General features: G+C 61.6%; 12 protein-coding genes. 4 read left to right on the top strand and 8 right to left on the bottom strand.

The window, feature by feature from the left end; all coding sequences use genetic code 11:
• The first annotated feature begins 80 nt into the window (after positions 1 to 80).
• Entirely contained in the window at positions 81 to 1,106 is a 1,026-nt protein-coding gene (locus AC2LD7_RS04950) for a hydrolase (protein WP_484596741.1), read from the top strand.
• Positions 1,107 to 1,121: 15 nt separating this feature from the next.
• Here the strand turns inward: AC2LD7_RS04950 and pelG are convergent, their stop codons facing one another.
• The 8 genes from pelG to AC2LD7_RS04910 form a co-directional block, all read right to left on the bottom strand.
• Positions 1,122 to 2,492 (bottom strand): exopolysaccharide Pel transporter PelG, encoded by a 1,371-nt coding sequence (gene pelG / locus AC2LD7_RS04945; RefSeq protein ID WP_484596740.1) that lies wholly within the window; start codon positions 2,490 to 2,492, stop codon positions 1,122 to 1,124.
• A gap of 1 nt (position 2,493) precedes the next feature.
• Positions 2,494 to 4,014, bottom strand: a complete 1,521-nt coding sequence (pelF, locus tag AC2LD7_RS04940) for a GT4 family glycosyltransferase PelF (RefSeq protein WP_484596739.1) — start codon at positions 4,012 to 4,014, stop codon at positions 2,494 to 2,496.
• Complete coding sequence (locus AC2LD7_RS04935) at positions 4,011 to 5,000, bottom strand: HEAT repeat domain-containing protein (protein ID WP_484596738.1); 990 nt, start codon at positions 4,998 to 5,000, stop codon at positions 4,011 to 4,013. Before AC2LD7_RS04935 ends, pelF begins: the two co-directional genes overlap by 4 nt.
• Positions 4,978 to 6,348 (bottom strand): PelD GGDEF domain-containing protein, encoded by a 1,371-nt coding sequence (locus tag AC2LD7_RS04930; protein WP_484596737.1) that lies wholly within the window; start codon positions 6,346 to 6,348, stop codon positions 4,978 to 4,980. The genes AC2LD7_RS04935 and AC2LD7_RS04930 overlap by 23 nt, the downstream gene beginning before the upstream one ends.
• Positions 6,348 to 6,866 (bottom strand): penicillin-binding protein activator LpoB, encoded by a 519-nt coding sequence (locus AC2LD7_RS04925; RefSeq protein WP_484596736.1) that lies wholly within the window; start codon positions 6,864 to 6,866, stop codon positions 6,348 to 6,350. Before AC2LD7_RS04925 ends, AC2LD7_RS04930 begins: the two co-directional genes overlap by 1 nt.
• 26 nt (positions 6,867 to 6,892) lie before the next feature.
• Positions 6,893 to 10,438, bottom strand: a complete 3,546-nt coding sequence (locus tag AC2LD7_RS04920; protein WP_484596735.1) for a tetratricopeptide repeat protein — start codon at positions 10,436 to 10,438, stop codon at positions 6,893 to 6,895.
• Positions 10,416 to 13,277 (bottom strand): bifunctional glycoside hydrolase/polysaccharide deacetylase family protein, encoded by a 2,862-nt coding sequence (locus tag AC2LD7_RS04915; protein WP_484596734.1) that lies wholly within the window; start codon positions 13,275 to 13,277, stop codon positions 10,416 to 10,418. Before AC2LD7_RS04915 ends, AC2LD7_RS04920 begins: the two co-directional genes overlap by 23 nt.
• Before the next feature lie 166 nt (positions 13,278 to 13,443).
• Positions 13,444 to 14,094: a TetR/AcrR family transcriptional regulator gene (locus AC2LD7_RS04910; RefSeq protein ID WP_484596733.1), complete on the bottom strand. Its 651-nt coding sequence runs from the start codon at positions 14,092 to 14,094 to the stop codon at positions 13,444 to 13,446.
• Positions 14,095 to 14,232: 138 nt separating this feature from the next.
• Here AC2LD7_RS04910 and AC2LD7_RS04905 point away from each other — a divergent pair, with 138 nt between their 5' ends.
• The 3 genes from AC2LD7_RS04905 (at position 14,233) to AC2LD7_RS04895 (ending at position 17,944) form a co-directional block, all read left to right on the top strand.
• Positions 14,233 to 15,663, top strand: a complete 1,431-nt coding sequence (locus tag AC2LD7_RS04905) for a coniferyl aldehyde dehydrogenase (protein ID WP_484596732.1) — start codon at positions 14,233 to 14,235, stop codon at positions 15,661 to 15,663.
• A gap of 30 nt (positions 15,664 to 15,693) precedes the next feature.
• A complete protein-coding gene (locus AC2LD7_RS04900; RefSeq protein ID WP_484596731.1) occupies positions 15,694 to 16,230 on the top strand; it encodes a twin-arginine translocation pathway signal protein in 537 nt (178 codons plus the stop codon).
• Between the two features lie 118 nt (positions 16,231 to 16,348).
• Positions 16,349 to 17,944 (top strand): GMC family oxidoreductase, encoded by a 1,596-nt coding sequence (locus AC2LD7_RS04895; protein ID WP_484596730.1) that lies wholly within the window; start codon positions 16,349 to 16,351, stop codon positions 17,942 to 17,944.
• Positions 17,945 to 17,990 lie beyond the last annotated feature (46 nt).

The raw sequence follows: 17,990 nt of genomic DNA, 5'->3' as shown, positions 1-17,990 counted from the left end.
CTGATGCGCACAGCAGCCCAGCGTGAATCAATCGGAACCGCGGTACCGACCCGTACCGCAACCAGCAACGGGGCCATTCAGTGTCCGTGACCTTCCCTGACACCGCCGCCGAATCCGAAACGGGCCCGGCCTTCACGCCGGCCTGGTGGTTGCCTGGCGGGCATTTACAGACCCTCTGGAATCCTTTCTGCCGGCGTTCGCCTTCGCTAGCACGACGCCGCGAACGTCTGTGGCTTGCCGATGGCGATTTCATCGATCTAGATTGGCATGGGCCGCATGACCCTGCGGCCTCGTTGGTGCTGGTCCTGCATGGGCTGACGGGTTCTTCGAGCTCGCATTACGTGCTCGGTCTGCAACGACGACTGGCCGCCAGAGGCTGGGCCAGCGTGGCGATCAACTGGCGCGGCTGCTCCGGCGAACCGAACCTGCTCCCGCGCGCCTATCATTCCGGTGCCAGTGATGACCTTGCCGAAGTGATTGCACATCTGCGTGCCAGCCGTCCGCTGGCGCCGCTGCACGCGGTGGGCTACTCGCTGGGTGGCAATGTGCTGCTCAAGTATCTCGGCGAGACGGGCAGTAGCGCACCCTTGCAAAAGGCCGTGGCGGTCTCCGTGCCGTTCCGGCTGGATCAATGCGCCGACCGCATCGGCCTGGGTTTTTCGCGGGTTTACCAGGCGCATTTCATGCGTGAAATGGTGGCCTACGTGAAGGACAAGCAGCACCGGTTCGCGCAACAGGGCGCGGGTGAACACCTCTCGGCGCTGCAGCGTCTCGGCTCGCTGGAAGGCATGCGGACATTCTGGGATTTCGATGGGCGCATCACCGCTCCGCTGCACGGCTACGCCGATGCCAGTGATTACTACCGCCGTGCATCGAGCCGCTATTTCCTGCCCGATATCCAAATCCCGACGCTACTGATCCAGGCTGAAGACGACCCCTTCGTGTTCCGCCACAGCGTGCCCGAACCGGCTGAACTTTCATCGACCACAACGCTGGAGCTGCACCGCAGCGGCGGGCATGTCGGCTTCGTCGAAGGCTCGCCGGGTCGGCCTCTTTATTACCTGGAGCGGCGGATACCGGAGTGGCTGGCCACAACTTGCGGCTGAGCAGGCAAAGCCATCTCAGCGGCCAAGCATGAAGGTTTCGTACTCGAGATCATCCAGCGAACTGGATAGACGAACCAGCCCAAGCAGCACGCAAACCAGTACTGAGAGAGTGAAGCCGTAGCCGAAGAAACTCGGTCCCAGCTGTTGGCTGGCCATGGTCAGCGCGGCGTTGAGCAGAACGAAGATCAGGCACAACTCCAAGACGATGCTGCGCTTGTCGAGGTAGAAGAACACGTTCAACAACGCCATGAACACGACCTGGATACTGACGCCGATCAGATCAACGTAAAACAGCGGCAGGTAATACGCGGACATCCCCAACCACGCCAGCAGCTGCGGGGCGATCAGGAACAGCAGCACGACAGTCAGTCCCTGAACCTTGCAGATCTCCAGCAGCCCTTGACGCACGGAAAGGATCATCTGGTGTTTGAGCTGACCGATATGCTGCAAGGTCTCGCCACCGCGAATGGCCGAATAGACGCGGTCATACCACTCGGCAAAGTCCGTCTCGATGCGCACCAGAAATACCGCCATGCCAGGAATAATCGCCAGATAGGCCAGGAAGATCGGCAGGTCATAAAGCATCGAAGCCCGCAGTGGCCCGATGACTTCAGTGGAAGTGCTGGGGTTGAACCAGAACAAAATCTTGTCGACCCAGATACCCAGGTTGTAGCAAAGACCGGTCAGCAACAGGCTGATGAATACCTGCTTGCGTTTTAGAAAATCGAAAGCCACCAATTGCTTGGCCGGGTATTCCCGCAATATGTCGAACAGGAACATGAAGAACAGGCTGGCATGCCCTATCAGCAAGCCCATCAGCAATCCTTCGAGCTTGAGGAACCGCAGCAGGAACGAACACAGCACCATCAGCGAATAACCTGCCACCATCACCAGCAAGATGCGGTTGTAGGCCTTCATTCCAGACAAGAAAACGATCGTCAGCCACAGGTTGCAGAGCACCACGAAGTTGGCCAGCATCAGTAGTCGATAGAGGAACGGCTGGTCGAACAGCACGCTCAGCAAGGCGAAGCCGAGTACCCCCGACGACACGGTAACGACCAGCAGAATGCCCACCAGGTTCGGCAGGATGCGCTCCTCCTGTTTCTCGAACAGCCGGTCGGAGATGAAACGGGTGAAGAACAGCTGAGCGCCACCGGTAATGATCAGCGAGGCCGCCATCAGATAAGTCACGCTGACTAGAAACTGGCGAATCAGCAACTCCGGGATCACGACACCCAAGCTCATAACCCCGATCACCATGACGCTGATGATGGACAGCACCCACGGGCCGGAACTGATCAGTCCGGCGTAGAGATAGGCTCGAAGCGTTGCGGTGTAGGAGTCGCGCGAAAGAATTTTGCGCAGCTCGAATCCGATTCCAGCCATGTCAGACGGCTCCCGTGGCGCTGCGATAGAGGGTGCGATAGCGCTCGAGCATCAGAGCGTCGGTGTAATAGCGATTGACGCGTTCCAGCCCCACCGCCTGCGCCGCCCGCCAGCGCTCGGAATCGCTCAGCAGATCGACGACGGCGCGCGCGGTCGCCTGCGGATCGGCAATGGGCACCACCTCACCGGCGCGCCCTAGTGCGGGCTGTTCATCCGCCGCGCCCTCAATCAGCTCACGGCATGACCCTACGTCGCTGCTGACCACCGGCGTGCCTGCTGCCCAGGCCTCGAGAATGACCAGCGGTTGCGCCTCGCTGATAGATGTCAGCACCATCAGCCCCAGGTTTGGCAGCAGCTCGTGTATCTGACGAAAGCCGAGAAACTTAACGCGGCCTTCCAGCCCCAAACTGATCACCAGGCTGCGGCATTCGGCAGCGTATTCCCGATCTTCTTCATCAGGTCCGACTATCCAACCCTCTGCTTCGGGAATGGCGCTGACCACGCTACGCATGGCGCGAATGAAGGTTTTCACGTCCTTGATCGGCACCACTCGGCCGACCAGCCCGACCACCGGAGGGATACCTGGCGGCCGCCGTTCCAGCGCATCGGCCCAGCCGGCCATGGCGATACCGTTGGGAATGACGCGGGTGCGCGCTGGCTCCGCACCATCGGCGATTTGCCGTTGGCGGTTGCCGTCGTACAGGGCAATGATCGGATCGGCCGAGCGGTAAGTCAGCAAGCCGATCCGCTCGAAAAATCGGATCCAGAGCCGGCGAACATAACTGAACTCGGCATCCAGACCCATGCGCAAAGCTTCGTCCGGGCTGTCGGTTATCCAGCTGGCCTGGGCCAGGTCGATCTTGCGCTCCTTGGTATAGATCCCGTGCTCACTAAGCAGGTAGGCGCATTGCCAGCGTCGCTGAAGGACACTTCCTACCAAACCCGCATAGCCAGTGGAAATGGCATGCAGGGCGCGCGCCCGCGGCAGCCGTGTGATCGCCTGCGCCAGCATTACCAACGGCGCTTGCATGGTGCGCAGTGTCCAGAAGTAGTTGATGAACGATGGGTCGCTGCAATGCCGCGTATAGCCTTCGGTGATTGCATCCCAGCTCGCCCGGCTGTGCAGCACGTCGTCCAAGGTTAGCCGGCACGAAGCCAGCATCTCGAGTATCGCCTCGCCCTGCTCCACATCCGGCGGGTCCGGGTGATGGAAAAATTGATGCATCTGACGCATCGGCTCGCGTGAACCCTCGCGCCTGGCGGCAGCGACCGCATCGCCCGGTCGCCAAGCGCTTTCCAGGAAGTGCTCTTCGATATGCACGACGTTCGGCGGGATTTTGTACTGGCGCTCGGGATAGGCCTCTCGCTGCCCGCCAATGAAAAACACCGAGAAGGTGAACTCCGGAAGGCCAAGGATCAACTGATTTACCCAGCTGGATACACCGCCACGCACATAGGGCCAGGTGCCCTCGAGCAGCAGGCAGATATCGGCGACCGGGGCTTCGGGTAGATTCTTGGTCACAACCAGTATTTTCCTAGGGCGGCAAATGGTGGGCGGTGCAACACATCCTCGGGCAGCTTTGCCAACTGCTCCGAGACATCCGTGTAACGCCTTTCGATGAATGCGATCTCTGCGCGAAACGGCGCCAGTTGCTGCGCGCCGACGCCTGCCGCCTCGGCGCTCGCCAGATGCGCTTTGGCGGCATCCAGGCGCCTGTGCTCCAGTGCGATGCGTCCTGCAAGAACGTGCGCGTAGGGATTGTCAGCATCAGCGAGGGTTTGCTCGACATGCTCTCGGGCCTGGCCAAGCACATGGTCGAGCACGCTTCCCTGGGCCAGCCCCAGGTAGGCCAGCTCCCAGTACCAGCGTGCCAGTGCATCGTGCAACGCAGCCTCGTGCCGGTTATCGGCAGTGCTCAATTGTTGGAGAGCCATCTCGATACGATGGTTGATCTCGCTTTCCTGCTTGTCGAGCATGGAATAAGCCAGCAGCCGTACGTCATCGGCTGGATCACGCAGCGCCAATTTGAGGATCGGGATCGCCTCGCGGCCCGGCATGCGCCGCGTGGCGAAGAGCGCCGCCAAGCGTTTCTCCGTATCCGGTGCATGGCGCAATACATCCTTCAGGCCGCCATCACTGAACATCAGCTCGCGGCCGCGTTCCTGCGGGCGAAACGGCAACTCGGGCACCGCCATTGAGTCCCAACTCTGCTCCTGTCGACGACGCGGCAAATACAAAGCCGGGAACAGCGCAGCCGCGACGCCCACGGCTCCCAGCAGCGGCACGAAAAAGGCCAGACTGAAGATGAACAACGGACTCCAGGGCAACGGAAACTTGTAACGCCGCGGCAATACCAGCCAGATGCCGCCGCTGAGCATGGCACTGCTGAGTGCGTGCGCAACTACGTATAGGAGCGTCGCCTGAACAAGCCCGAGGGACTGGCGGAAGGCCGCCCAGCTGCCTACCTCGAATAGCAGCGCGCCGCTAAATAGCCACTTGCTGATCATTCAGGTCGCACTCAAGGAAAAGAAAATTACGCAGCGCATCGCGACCATTGGCTGCACCGATGTCATGGTCGAGCACGCGCACGTCCAGGCTCTCGAGCGATTCGCTGGTGCCAAAGCGTTCACCGAGCAGACTATTCAGACGGAACAGGTAGCCCTGAGCACCTTCGGCAGAAGTCAGCGGCAACAGCACCAACACACAGGTATTGCCGCGCTGATTGCTCAACCTGAGCTGCAGATCCAGGCCGCGCCGGCTGTCCTCGATCAGACGCAGCACCTCGGCGCCGCGCGGCGAGGCGCTTATCTCGAACGAGAACAGACAGGCATCCAGCCCATGCCGCTGCGCATCGGCCAGCGAGCGCTTGAGATTCTGGCTGAACAGCTGGCTATCCATATCCTGCAATTGGCGCGTTTGTGGGTCGCTGAGCATCAAGTCGGCGATATGCCCGGCAAGAATCGCCAGTAGTCCGAAGATCCGTTCATTGAACGAGAAGAACGGCATCTGCTCCACCGCCAGCAGCGCCACGATAAATCCCTCGGTATCGACCAGCGGTACACAAAGCTGGTATTGCGAGTGCTGGCGGTGTTCGCCACGCTCGAGCAGCTGCTCGCGAATGCTCACCAGTTCACCGCGCTGCAGGCACATGCGCACCAGCAGATCATCGGTGTTCATAGGCGCCGCCTCACCGATCAAACTCAAGGGCTCCGGCACGACGCTGCCGCCGCGCACGCGATATAGACCGGCGGCCCGAAACGAGCCGTACTGCGCGAGCAGATTCATTACCGGTTCGGCCAATGCGGCAAGCGTATCGTCACCGCGCGGCAGGTTGCGCAGCTGGTTGCGCAACCCGTACAGGGAACTGCGCAGGCTCTGGTCGTTGCCGGCAACGCGCTGTTCGAGACGGTCGTGCGAAATGCGCAGGATGTAGTGCGCGCGGGTGAACTCATCGAGTCGCAGCTGCCGATAATCGTTGGCCAGGTCGAGCCGCTCCAACCGGCGCTCCCAGATATCACGAAACTCACCCACCAACATGCCACTCACCAACACCCCGACGATGAAGGAGGCAGGCATTTCTGGATAGTGACCACCGAAACGGTGATAAGCGATCAAGGCGAGGATCAGCAACACGGCACTGACCAGGCCGCGCATGAAGCCATAACGCATGCCCAGCAGCAGTGGTGCCATCACCGTCCAGGGAAAAGAGCTATGGACCATCAGCGGATCGTCAGGCGAAATCCAGTAGCCGAGCGCAATCGCCAGCCCGCTGAGCAACCAGGTTTCCAGCCAGGAGACCGCACCGCTGGCGCGCGGCGCCAGGCTGAAGTCTTTGTGTGCCGAGCCGATCGCCATTATTCGAGACGCAACGCGCCGGCCAGCTCGCGCAGTACTTTCTGCGCCGTGCCGGCGAGGCTTTCGCGGGACCAGCCGGCACGCGCACCGCTGTTGCTCCACACCACTCGGCCGCTAGCCGCTTCGATCACTTGCAGGCTCATGCCCACGGCGGGCTCACCATCGAGCCCACTCTTGTATTGCCATTCCTCGACGCTGCCGCTGATGACGTAATCGAGCCGGTCGGCTTGCGCCCAAGCCATCGCATGGTTGAACCGCTCGCGGTCATCGATCAGTGGCGCCACACCCTGTGCCACGAAAGGATAGTGGCGCGGCTGCAGACCGCGCTCGGCAAGTACGCTGAGCAGGATCTGCTCGGCCCGCTCACCGGCCTGGGGCGCCTGGGAGTAGTTGACGATCGGCACCAGCCCCCAGGCCGCGTCGCGCGGCAGCGCCGAAGCGTTCTGGTCGGTGAAGCTGGAACAACCGCTGAGAAAAAACGCCACAGCCAGCAAGGCCAGGCAGCGAATGGATGACATGGTTGATTCTCCTTGTAGAGCGCGCATCAGCGTCCGAAACGGGCGCTGTAAGTCATGCCCAGTGTTCCACCCGGTTCGCCGTCACCGTTGCGCGGTGCGGACTGGAAGCCAAAGGTGAAGGCCAGTTCATCGTCGCCGAGCACTCGCATGCCGACGCCGGTGGTGATCGCGTAATTGGGCTGCTGCTCGGTCCACTGCCAGCCCACCAGCACATCGAGCAGCCAGCTGTATTGAGCTGTACCTCGGTTCACAGCACCCGGAAAGCCGCGCCGCCAGGTACTGCCGACGTACAGCTGACCGAAGCGGTCCTGAAGCAGGTCGGCTGCCAGTGCTGGCTCCGTCCCTTCCGTCTGTATCGAGCTCAATTCGCCCGCCTGGCTGTATCTCGAATAGCTGAGTCCGCTACGCAGGGTCCAGCTCGGCCCCTCGAAAAAAACCGCATGGTTGAGTTCGAGATTGAATTGATGACCGTTACCCACGGCTTCGCCTTCCAAGGTGCTGAAGCGCTGATGAGCTAAAGACCAACTGAGCTGATCGCGCGCGCTGAACCCATGGCGACCATTGACGCTCAGCGCGTCGCGCCTGCCAAAGGCCCGCAGCAGTCCGCTTTCCTCGGCCTGGCGGTGCCAGTCGAGCTTGAACTCCAGCGCATCGGAATCGCCCAGCTGCAAGCTGCGCGAAACGCTAGCCCCGCGACGCTCGCCCTCATCGTGCTGGCTGCGGTCCAGCGCAACTCCCAATGCACCGTTAGCCAGCGTACGGGTCAGCTCCAGCTCGGTGGTCTGCTCGACCCCAGGTCGTGTACCGAGCAGCCCGGTACCGGAATAATCGAGCCGCGCCTGGGACAGCTGCGCGTGCCAATCTGCATCCAATTGCCTGGCAATGCGTGCGGTCTCGCCCTGCAGCCGAATGGTGCCGAAATCCTGCTGGCGCATGCCGAACTGGAAGCCCTGCGGCCTGCTCTCTTGCAATGCCAGGCTTTGTCTCAACAGTTGCTGACGTATCGCAGCGGGTTGCTCAGCGGACAATGCTGCGAGGCTCTCTGCCAGCGGCTGGCCAGTGCCGCCCAGCCGCATCAAGGCCTCGACGCGTTGCGCCGGGTCCAGCCCACCCTGCGTCAGCAAGCGCTCGAGAAGGTCGCGGTTGTTTGCCTGCAGCGCTTGCTGCAGCTCGGCGTACTGATTGATCTGCAAACCGTTGCGGCGCCCCCAGGAGATCCATTCGCCCTTCACTGCCGTCTGGCCCAGTGCATCGAGCTGGGCGCTGAACTGCTCGAACCACAGTTGCAGCATCGGCCGGGAACCATCGCGCCAGCGCAGCGCCTGTTCCGTAGCTAAACGGGTCGACCAGCTGTTGTTCAGCAAACGCAGATACGTCTGATACCGGGCCGGGCTCGCCGCGGCCGCGTGCACCTGGTTCGTGCGTAGCAGATGGCGACGCAGGCGTAACGCCCGATCGGCATAGCCGGTGCTTTCCAGGACGTCGGCATAAGCCGCCTGCACGAGCCAGTCGTTGGGGTTGGCACGCAGATACAGATCGAACCAGCGCAAAGCCTCGTCGTTGCGATTGAGCAACAGACTGGCGCTGGCAAACGGCAGCCATAGACGACTGCTGCCGGTTGCCAGGGGACGCCATTGAGTCAGCAACGGCACCAATGCATCGCTCTGATTGTGATCGATGTAGTGCCACAGTAGCTGCTCGCGGAACCGGTTCGAGCGTGGAAACCGGCTCAACGCCTGCCGGTATAGCCGGCCGGCCTCGGCAGAATTGCCCGCGCGTTCGGCCAACAACGCACGTGCGCTCCACAGGGCCGCAACCGATCGACTGTCTGGCAGCCGCTGCCCTTCGGCAACCAGCGCCTCTAGCCGAACCATGTCATCAAGGTCCTCGGCGAGCTGTAGCGCCCGACTGAGGTTCGCCGGTGTGCGGTTGCGCTGCCAGCTGGCGATCATCACATCCAGCGCGGTGGCCGGTGAGCTGCGGCTGTACAGCGTAATCAGGCGTTCATTACCGGTATCGTCCAGGTCAGCGCCCAGGGCTTCGAGCCTGCGATAGCTGTCCAGCGCATCGGTATTGCGCTCCAGCTCCCAGGCAAGCTCGGCGCGAAGATGCCAATAGGCTTCGTCAGTGACCGCGTCCGCATCCAGGCCATTTAGCACATGCCAGGCGCCTTTCGGGTCGAACAACTCCCAGTTGACCCTCGCCCAGCTCACCCGCTGGACAACGTTCAGTCCGAAGCGACGTTCAATCTCGGCCCAGAGCTCGGCTTGCGCGGCTAGTTGCTGAGTCTGCTCAAGAATCAGTTGCAGACGCAGCCAGGCCAGTTGATGGCTCGGGTACAGCTGCAAGTAACCGCGCAGCCAGCGTTCAGCCTCGCTTGGCGTACCGCGAGCCTGGTGGCTGTAGACCAATGCATCCAGCTCCGTGTCCGATAACCGGCGCTGCTCGGACAGCGCTGCCAGCAGCCCGATTGTATGATCGAAGTCGAACAGCTGCGCGGCCAGGCGCCAAGTATGTTCACGTAATGCGGGACGGCCGTCGATCTCGACCAACCGCAGCCAAAAGTCCAGCGCCTGAGCGGAGTGACCGGTCCATTCACCGAGTTGAGCCAGTTGTTTGAGCCGCGCGGCATTCAACGGGCCTAGCGTTGCCAGACGCTGACCGATCAACCAGCCCTCGTCGATCTGCCCGGCGGCCAAGTGCAGGTCAAACTCCACGTTCAAGGCCGCCACGTCATCCGGTGCCAGCGTGCGCCAACGTGCCACGGTTTCGTTCGCTAGATCGAAGCGCTGGCTACCGACCGCCGCCTGCGCCGCCGCGCCAAACAGCGCGCCATCGGCTTCGGTCATTAACGTCAGGTGGCGGTGGATCAGTTCGGCGGCTTGCTCGCTGCTGTCGGCCGACCGCAGGGCCGAGAATGCTTGCTGCAGGTATTGGCGTTGCTCGGCAACGGCTTGCGCGGTTGAAATCAGTTCGGTGAATATCTGCGCGGCCAATAATGGTTCACCCGCTGCCAGATGCGCACGGGCGGCCTCGTCAAGCCAGTAGACGCGCTTGGGTGCATCGCGCGCCGCCAGATCGCGGTAAATCGGCGCAGCCAGTCCGGGCGCTGACAACGCGAGCGCGTAGCCGGCCTGACGAACCAACTGTTCGATGGAAAGAGTGCCGCGCTCCACGCTATGCACTTGATCGAGCAAACTTTCGCGCGTCTGATCCGATATGCCGTCGGGATTGGCCGTAGCCTCGAGAATCGCCAGCTCCATAAGATAGAAGCGCACGCTATCCGCCTCGCTTGCTGCCAGCTGGAACACATGCGAGCGCGCGCGTACATAGTCGCCCAGTTCGATCAACTGCTCGACCAGTTTCAGGCGCAGGTCGGTATCGTCCGGATGAGCCTCGAGCAATAGCTCGGCATAGCTGATGGAGACAGCATCGGGACGCTTTTCGCCGGGCATGAATACATCCTCGCCAGCGTAGGTCCAGACCAGCGCCCCGCCCACCAGTACCACTACCAGCAGTATGGTCCAGGGGCTCAGCAGGCGCGTGGAATCAGAAGCAGCGGAGTTGCGCATCGGCCACCCGCTTCATGGGTAGATCGAACTGCCACAGGCCTTCATCACCGGTCGCCTGATAGCGTTTGCCCGCGACATCGAGCGAACAAGCCGCCGCCGCTCGCACCGAAAAGCGCAGCGGTATTTCACCGGCGAAGGACAGCCTGATACTGCCATCGGCAAGGTACTCCCAGGCGAGCAACGGCAGGTTGGCGTCCTCTAGCGCGGGGCGCGGATCGCGCTCGCGGCGCAGGGCCAGCACGGCATCGGCGGCGCTCAAATGTACATAGCGCCCTTGCGGCAGGTCGCGCACGCCGGCGACGCCGCGCGAATGCGCAAGGTCAGGCCAGCCCAGCGCCGGATCCAGGCGCAGGGTGCGCAAGCCATCCAGGCCGCGAACCTGCCAGCGACCATCGGGCAAACGCGCCAGACTGGCCTGATGCAAGCCGTGCATGCGGGTGATGTACTGGCTCATCCATAGCGAGATCGGTTGTTCAGCCTGCATCGAGCGGTAAATGTCCTGCATTACCTTGATCGAGGCCTGCTTGGTTCCCGAGTAAAAGTGGTAATAAAGGTGCAAGCCGCGCAGACGCCGAGGACTGTCGGTCAGCGCGAAGGTCTCGAGCACACCTCGGAACCCGTAATAAGGCCCCTTCCAGAGATTGGTATAGAGGTTTTCGTTGATGATTGGCGCGTAATACTGAACGCCCCCCTCGGTGGGCCTGATCAGCGGTGATAGGCCTGTCAAGGACGGGTATGCGCGGGTTAGCGCAGTGGTGCCTCCGTTGACGTTGGCCAGACCTGCCTCGTAAGCCAGCTTGATGGTCGCGGCATCCGGTAATGCATCACCCGACCAGAAAATCATCTTCACCGGTTTGTCGGCAGTGGTCAGACGCTGGTTGATGTAGGCCGTCGAACCAAACACCTCGCGTTTGAAATCAAGCTTGTCGTAGCCAGGGATCGCCATCATCAACCCGTATTCGGCGGTGAACCCTTCACGATGTTGCGCCCGCTCTGGCTGCCAGAAGTACGGATGGCTGAATGAGTGGGTTGCGACTTCGACCTTGGGATCGGCAAAAATCTGCCGGGCGATCGGTTCCAATTCCCGTGCGAGATGCGGGTAACGGCCCTTGGGCCCGACCTCACCTTCGATTACCGAGACGGATGTCAAAAACGGATGCGGCTTGATGAAGGCATCGAACACCTCGCGCCCGGCGTAAGGCGAGCCGGCAACCTCGGCGCGCGATAGGAAACCATCCCCATCGATGTGCACCGTGGCGATTCTGCGGCCGTTCTCGGTGGTTGCATCCGGTCGTGGCAATGGTGGCAATCGTAAGGCGCGCTGCACGAAGGCGAAGGGATCGAGCATCCAGCGCTGGCTACCCGGACCTTCCTCGATGACATAAGGCGCCAGGGCGACACCGCCCCAAGGCCCGGTTGCCACCGGCACGTACTTACGCTTTTCGCTATCGACCAGCACCAGCCCCGGCGTCGCGCCACCGTCGCGGACCGTCAAAGCTACGAGATCACGAACCCGGATCGTCAGCGGCGCCTCGAATTTCCCCAGTAGCGTCTCGTCCTGGCTGGCGACGACGACCTCTCCCTCCGCTGGCGCACTGACACGGCGCAGGCCCATGCGATTGAGCAAATCGTCGTTTTCCACTGGAAGGCCACCCATGATCGCCAGCGGAACCCCTTCGTCCATGCGCGCCGATAGCCACCGGTTGAACACCGCGGGTTCGTCAGTGGGACCATTGGTCATCCAGGTAACGACGCCAGCATAGAGCCCTCTCATTGGGCTCTCGGGCAATTGATCAGCAGCTAAGTAGTCGACGCGATAACCGATGTATTCCAGTAAGCCACCGAGAAAGAGATGGCCGCGGTTGGTTTCCAGCGGGCCCTCGCGGGGGTCGTAAACCAGCGCGATACGGCGCGGCTGTACCTCTACGCCGCTCACACCGAGGTAGTCCAGTTCGGGCATCGTCACGAAGGGTACGAAGCCCTCGTGCTGCAACTGCAGAGCCAACGCTCGCGCCTCGTCACGGCGCGAGGCTGGTAAGTAATCGATGGCAATCAGGGGTACGCCCTGGGCGCGCAGCGGTTCGAGATGCGTTTCCAACCAGTCACGGTCGTCTTGGGGGACCGTTCGGTAGCGCCCGGTATTGGCATCCCAACCGGAATGAATCGATTCCACAGCTACTGCCGAGGCGACTCCAGGCATCTCGGGCAGCACTTCGAAACCGCGATTGAAGATGAGCTCGAGGGTCGGCTGGCGGTGCTTGAGTTCGATCAGAAAGTCTCTTAACGCGATCCGCTGCGCCTCTTGCTCGCCTGCCGGGAGCAGCTGAAAGCTATCAAGGGTATCGAGAAATAGTCCTGTGTAGCCTTGCTTTGCCAGCTCGCCAGCACGATTCAGCAAATAGTCACGCCAGGCCTGCGAGCTAATCAGCATGACGTGGCTGTTCCAGGCCTGATTACGCACGCTGCTGGCGCCTTCCGCCAGAGCGCTACTCGATCCAGCGAAGCTTCCATCGAATTCGCCCACCGACAGGTAGGCGAACGGCTCACTGCCTTGATCGCGTAAGAATCCAATGTCGGCAGTGCTCGCGTGAGCGGATTCGAGCACAACCCAATCGAACTGGGAGAGCTCGGCGAGAGGCGGATTGTCGGAGTACCAGAACACCACGCTGCGTGGTGCTTGCGAATTGCTGATCGCTGGCCCGTCGGCCGCAAACAGAACGGCACAGAACAAGGCTAAAGCGGTGCCGACCAACCTCGCGAGAATGCACGACACCAAAGGCAAACGCCGCACATTGACCGTTGCGCCGATTCGACAGGCGAAGGCATGAAAGAACCGCATGGTTCACTCGGAGTCATTTTGTGAGCCGGCATTAATCCATAGGCAAAACGCCAATGCAAGCAAAATGCCACTATTGGCGACAAAAGACTGACTGTTCGCAGGAAAAACGCCAATAAGTCGTTGAAACCTAAGAGCAAGAGCCCGAATGCGCAACCGCTGTCTTGAATCAGAAATGCAATGCCACGGCCAACCGTTGCTGTAGAGCCTCGAATGCTCCACGCGCTTGCGGTACGACAAAGCCATCTTCAAGCATCAACAACTGATAAATGCCCCGCCGCAGCATCGTTTCGCTAAGCGCGGTCGCGCTGCTCACCGTACAAAGAAACCGCACCCAGGATGTCATGATGATCCAGGCATTAATTGCCAGCGCCTCCACCTGCGGCGGCGCCATGTCGAGAACGCCTGCTTCGACGAAGCCCTGATAGATGCGCTGTGCGCTCACCAGATGGCGCTTGGCGAACAGGCGGTAGCGCTCGGCCAGTCGTTCATCGCAGCTCAGCAGATGCTCGAGGTCCCGGTGCAGAAAGCGGTAGTCCCACATGGCCGAGAGCAGCGCTTCGAGGTAAGCGGTCTTGTCTTCGATGGTCAGCGCGCGACCTTCGGGTAGCTGCAGGAAACCATCGACGTCCGTCTCGTAGCGGTCGAACAGCTCGGCGATGATCATCTGCTTGTTGCGGAAGTGGTAATAGAGGTTGCCGGGAGAAATAGCCAGGTGCGCGGCGATGTGGTTGGTGGTCACGCTCCGTTCGCCCTGCACATTGAACAATTCCATGCTGGTCTGAAGGATGCGTTCGCGGGTTTTCGATTTCGGGGACATTGCGGGAGAGGATCATCCGTCGCGCTAAAACTGGTGTGCAAAGGTACCCCGGCAATCACGACAAGGCACCCTCGATTGACAGACTAGAGTATTTACTCTAATAAAACTCATCACTGACCGCTTTCCGGAGCATCGCCCATGCTTGCCGACATCGCCTATCTTGACCAGGCGCACCTGGAGACCGAGCGTCTGCAGCCGCTGTTCGAGCGGCAGCGCAGCGCCTTTCAGGCCAACCCCAGCCCCCGCGCCGAGGATCGCCTGCAATGGTTGGAGGCACTGCACGATGTTCTCGCCAGCAGCCAACAAGCGCTGATCGATGCCATCAGCCAGGACTTCGGCAACCGCTCAGCGGACGAAACGCGGCTGGCGGAGATCATGCCCAGTCTGCACGGCATTCGTTACGCCAAGCGCCGTCTGCGAACGTGGATGAAGCCGTCGCGACGCCGTGTGGGCATGGCCTTTCAGCCGGCCAGCGCGCAGGTGGTTTATCAACCGCTCGGCGTGGTGGGCATCATCGTGCCCTGGAATTATCCGCTGTACTTGGCCATCGGCCCGCTGATCGGGGCACTGGCCGCAGGCAACCGGGTAATGCTGAAGCTGAGCGAATCCACCCCGGCCACCGGGCTGCTGCTCAAATCGCTGCTGGCGCAGATATTTCCGGAGGATCAGGTGGCGGTAGTGCTCGGCGAGGCGGAAGTGGGCATGGCCTTCTCGCGATTGCCCTTCGATCATCTGCTGTTCACCGGCAGCACCAGCGTCGGTCGGCACGTAATGCGCGCCGCAGCGGAGAACCTGACGCCGGTCACGCTTGAGCTGGGCGGCAAGTCGCCCGCCATCGTTTCGGCCAACGTACCGCTGGCCGACGCCGCCGAGCGCATCGCCTTCGGCAAGACGCTAAACGCCGGGCAGACCTGCGTTGCGCCCGATTACGTGCTGGTGCCACGGCAACGCATCGACGGTTTCGTCGAGGCCTATCGGCAGGCCGTTCGGCAGTTCTATCCGCAACTGGCCGATAACCCGGATTACACCTCGATCATCAACCAACGCCAGCATCTGCGGCTGCAGAATTACCTCGACGATGCCCAGGCTAAAGGCGCACGGGTTTTGCCACTGTTCGATCACGGCCAGGAGAGGCGCATGCCGCACTGCCTGCTGCTCGACGTGACCGATGAGATGCTGGTGATGCAGGACGAGATTTTCGGTCCGCTACTGCCAATCGTGCCCTACGACGATATCGAGCAGGCGCTCAGCTACGTCAATGCCCGCCCTCGCCCGCTGGCGCTTTATTACTTCGGTTACGACAAGGCCGAACAGCGACGGGTGCTGCGGCACACCCATTCCGGCGGCGTTTGCCTCAACGACACCTTGCTGCATGTCGCGCAGGACGATCTTCCATTCGGCGGCGTCGGCCCCTCGGGCATGGGCCACTACCACGGCCATGAGGGGTTTCTGACCTTCAGCAAGGCCAAGGGCGTGTTCATCAAGCAGCGCTTCAACGCTGCCCGGCTGATCTACCCACCGTACGGAAAGACCCTGCAGAAGCTGATCTACAAACTGTTTGTGCGCTGAACCTCTGCACGCCCCGGTGAGACAACAACGATGACCATCACCGCCTTACCGCTCTCCCGACGCGGCCTGCTCAAAGTCGGCCTGTTCGGCAGCACGATCCTGGCCAGCGCCGGTCTTCTCGGCAGCCTGTCTGGCTGTAGCAGTGAGGGCGCTGCCAACGGCTTTGCCCTGCTACGCGATAGCGATCTGCCAATGCTGCGCCGCCTGGTACCGGTGCTGCTTGAAGGCGCTGTATCCACGCCAGACATGCCAGCTGCCGTACAGGGAACACTGGCCAGCCTTGACCAGGGGCTCGCCCACTTGTCGCCTGCATTATCACAACAGGTAATGCAGCTGTTCGATCTGCTCAGCCTGCCAGTCACCCGAGGCCCCATGACCGGTATCTGGGGCAGCTGGGAGCAGGCGCAGGACGACCAGGTGAGCGCGTTCTTGCAACGTTGGGAAAGCAGCTCCCTGACGCTGTTGCGCCAAGGTCACGCCTCGCTGCTGCAAATGATTCTGATGGCGTGGTATGGCCGCCCGGAATCCTGGAGCCACTGCGGTTATCCCGGCCCGCCCGTCGTCTGACAGGCTGTTGAAAAACGTAAGCGAGGCAGGCAAGACAAAGCAAAAAACAGCCGAAAAAGCGGAGTTTACTGCTAGCGATTCGCTGCACCTATCACCCACCCGACACCGAGGACCCGAGATGCCCGTTGCCGACCCCTTTGCCGATGGCATCGCCCGCGGCTGGAAAACCCATGACGGCTCGCGGCTCGAGCAGGACATCACCCTCGAAGCCGATATCGTCATCGTTGGCAGCGGGGCCGGTGGCGGCACCAGTGCGGAAATTTTCAGCGCGGCGGGATTCAAGGTACTGCTCATCGAGGAAGGCCCTTTGCGCAGCAGCCGCGACTTCGACATGCAGGAGCCGGCCGCCTACGCCTCGCTTTATCAGGAGGCCATCGGCCGCACCAGCAAGGACGGCGCCATTACCATTCTGCAAGGCCGCGCGGTCGGCGGCTCGACCCTGGTGAACTGGACCTCGAGCTTTCGCACCCCGGCGCCGACGCTGGAACACTGGGCGCGGGAACACGGCGTCAAGGGGCTTTCCGTGGCAGAGATGACGCCCTGGTTCGAACGCATGGAGCAACGCCTGGGGATTGAACCCTGGCAGCTACCGCCGAACGCCAACAACCAAGTCATACGCGACGGCTGCCAGGCCCTTGGCTACAGCTGGTCGGTAATCCCGCGCAATGTGCGTGGCTGCTGGAACCTCGGGTACTGCGGCATGGGTTGCCCGACCAACGCCAAACAATCGATGCTGGTGACCAGTATCCCGGCCACCCTTGAAAAAGGCGGCGAGCTGCTCTATCTGGCCCGTGCCGAGCGTCTCATAGTAGATAAGGCGCGAGTCGTGGCGCTCGATTGCCTGGCCATGGATTCGCGTTGCGTCACGCCCACCGGGCGAAGGATTCGCGTGCGTGCGCGCCATTACATCCTGGCCGGTGGCGGCATCAATACGCCGGCGATTCTGCTGCGCTCGGAGACGCCGGATCCTTACCAGCGCCTCGGCAAACGCACCTTTCTGCATTTGGTGAATTTCTCCGCGGCGCAATTCGATCACGTGATCAATCCCTTCTACGGCGCGCCACAATCGATCTATTCAGATCATTTCCAATGGGATGATGGCGTCACCGGACGCATGTCATACAAGCTGGAAGTGCCGCCGATGCATCCGGCCCTGGCGTCAACACTGCTGGGCCGCTTCGGCGTCGACAACGCCCTGCGCATGGAGCAGCTGCCGCACACCAACGCGATGATCGCGCTGATGCGCGACGGTTTTCATCCGGAAAGCGCCGAAGGCCAGGTGCAACTGCGCGGCGACGGATCGCCCACGCTCGACTACCGCATGACCGGCTACACCTGGGATGGCATCCGCCGCGCCTATCACAGCATGGCGGAAATTCAGTTCGCCGCTGGCGCTCGGGCGGTACTGCCGTTGCACAACGATGCGGCGTACGCAAAAACCTTGAAGCAAGCGCGACAGATGATCGACGGGCTGAGCCTCGAGCTGTTCCGCCTGCGGCTCGGCAGCGCTCACGTCATGGGCGGTTGTGCGATGGGCGAAGACCCGCGGTACGCCGTCACCGACAGCCTCGGTCGTCACCATCAACTGGAGAACCTGTCGATTCACGACGGCTCGCTGTTCCCCACCAGCATCGGCGCCAATCCGCAATTATCGATCTACGGCCTGACCGCCAAACTCTCCGGTCAATTGGCCGAGCGATTGAAAAAGGCTTGAACGGCGGCGTTGCGCCGACACCCGGCCGTCATCCGCTTTGATGCTT

The organism is Stutzerimonas sp. (assembly GCF_982611455.1).
Note: the sequence above shows the minus strand (reverse complement) of the source record. Positions and strands in the feature narration are given on the sequence as shown.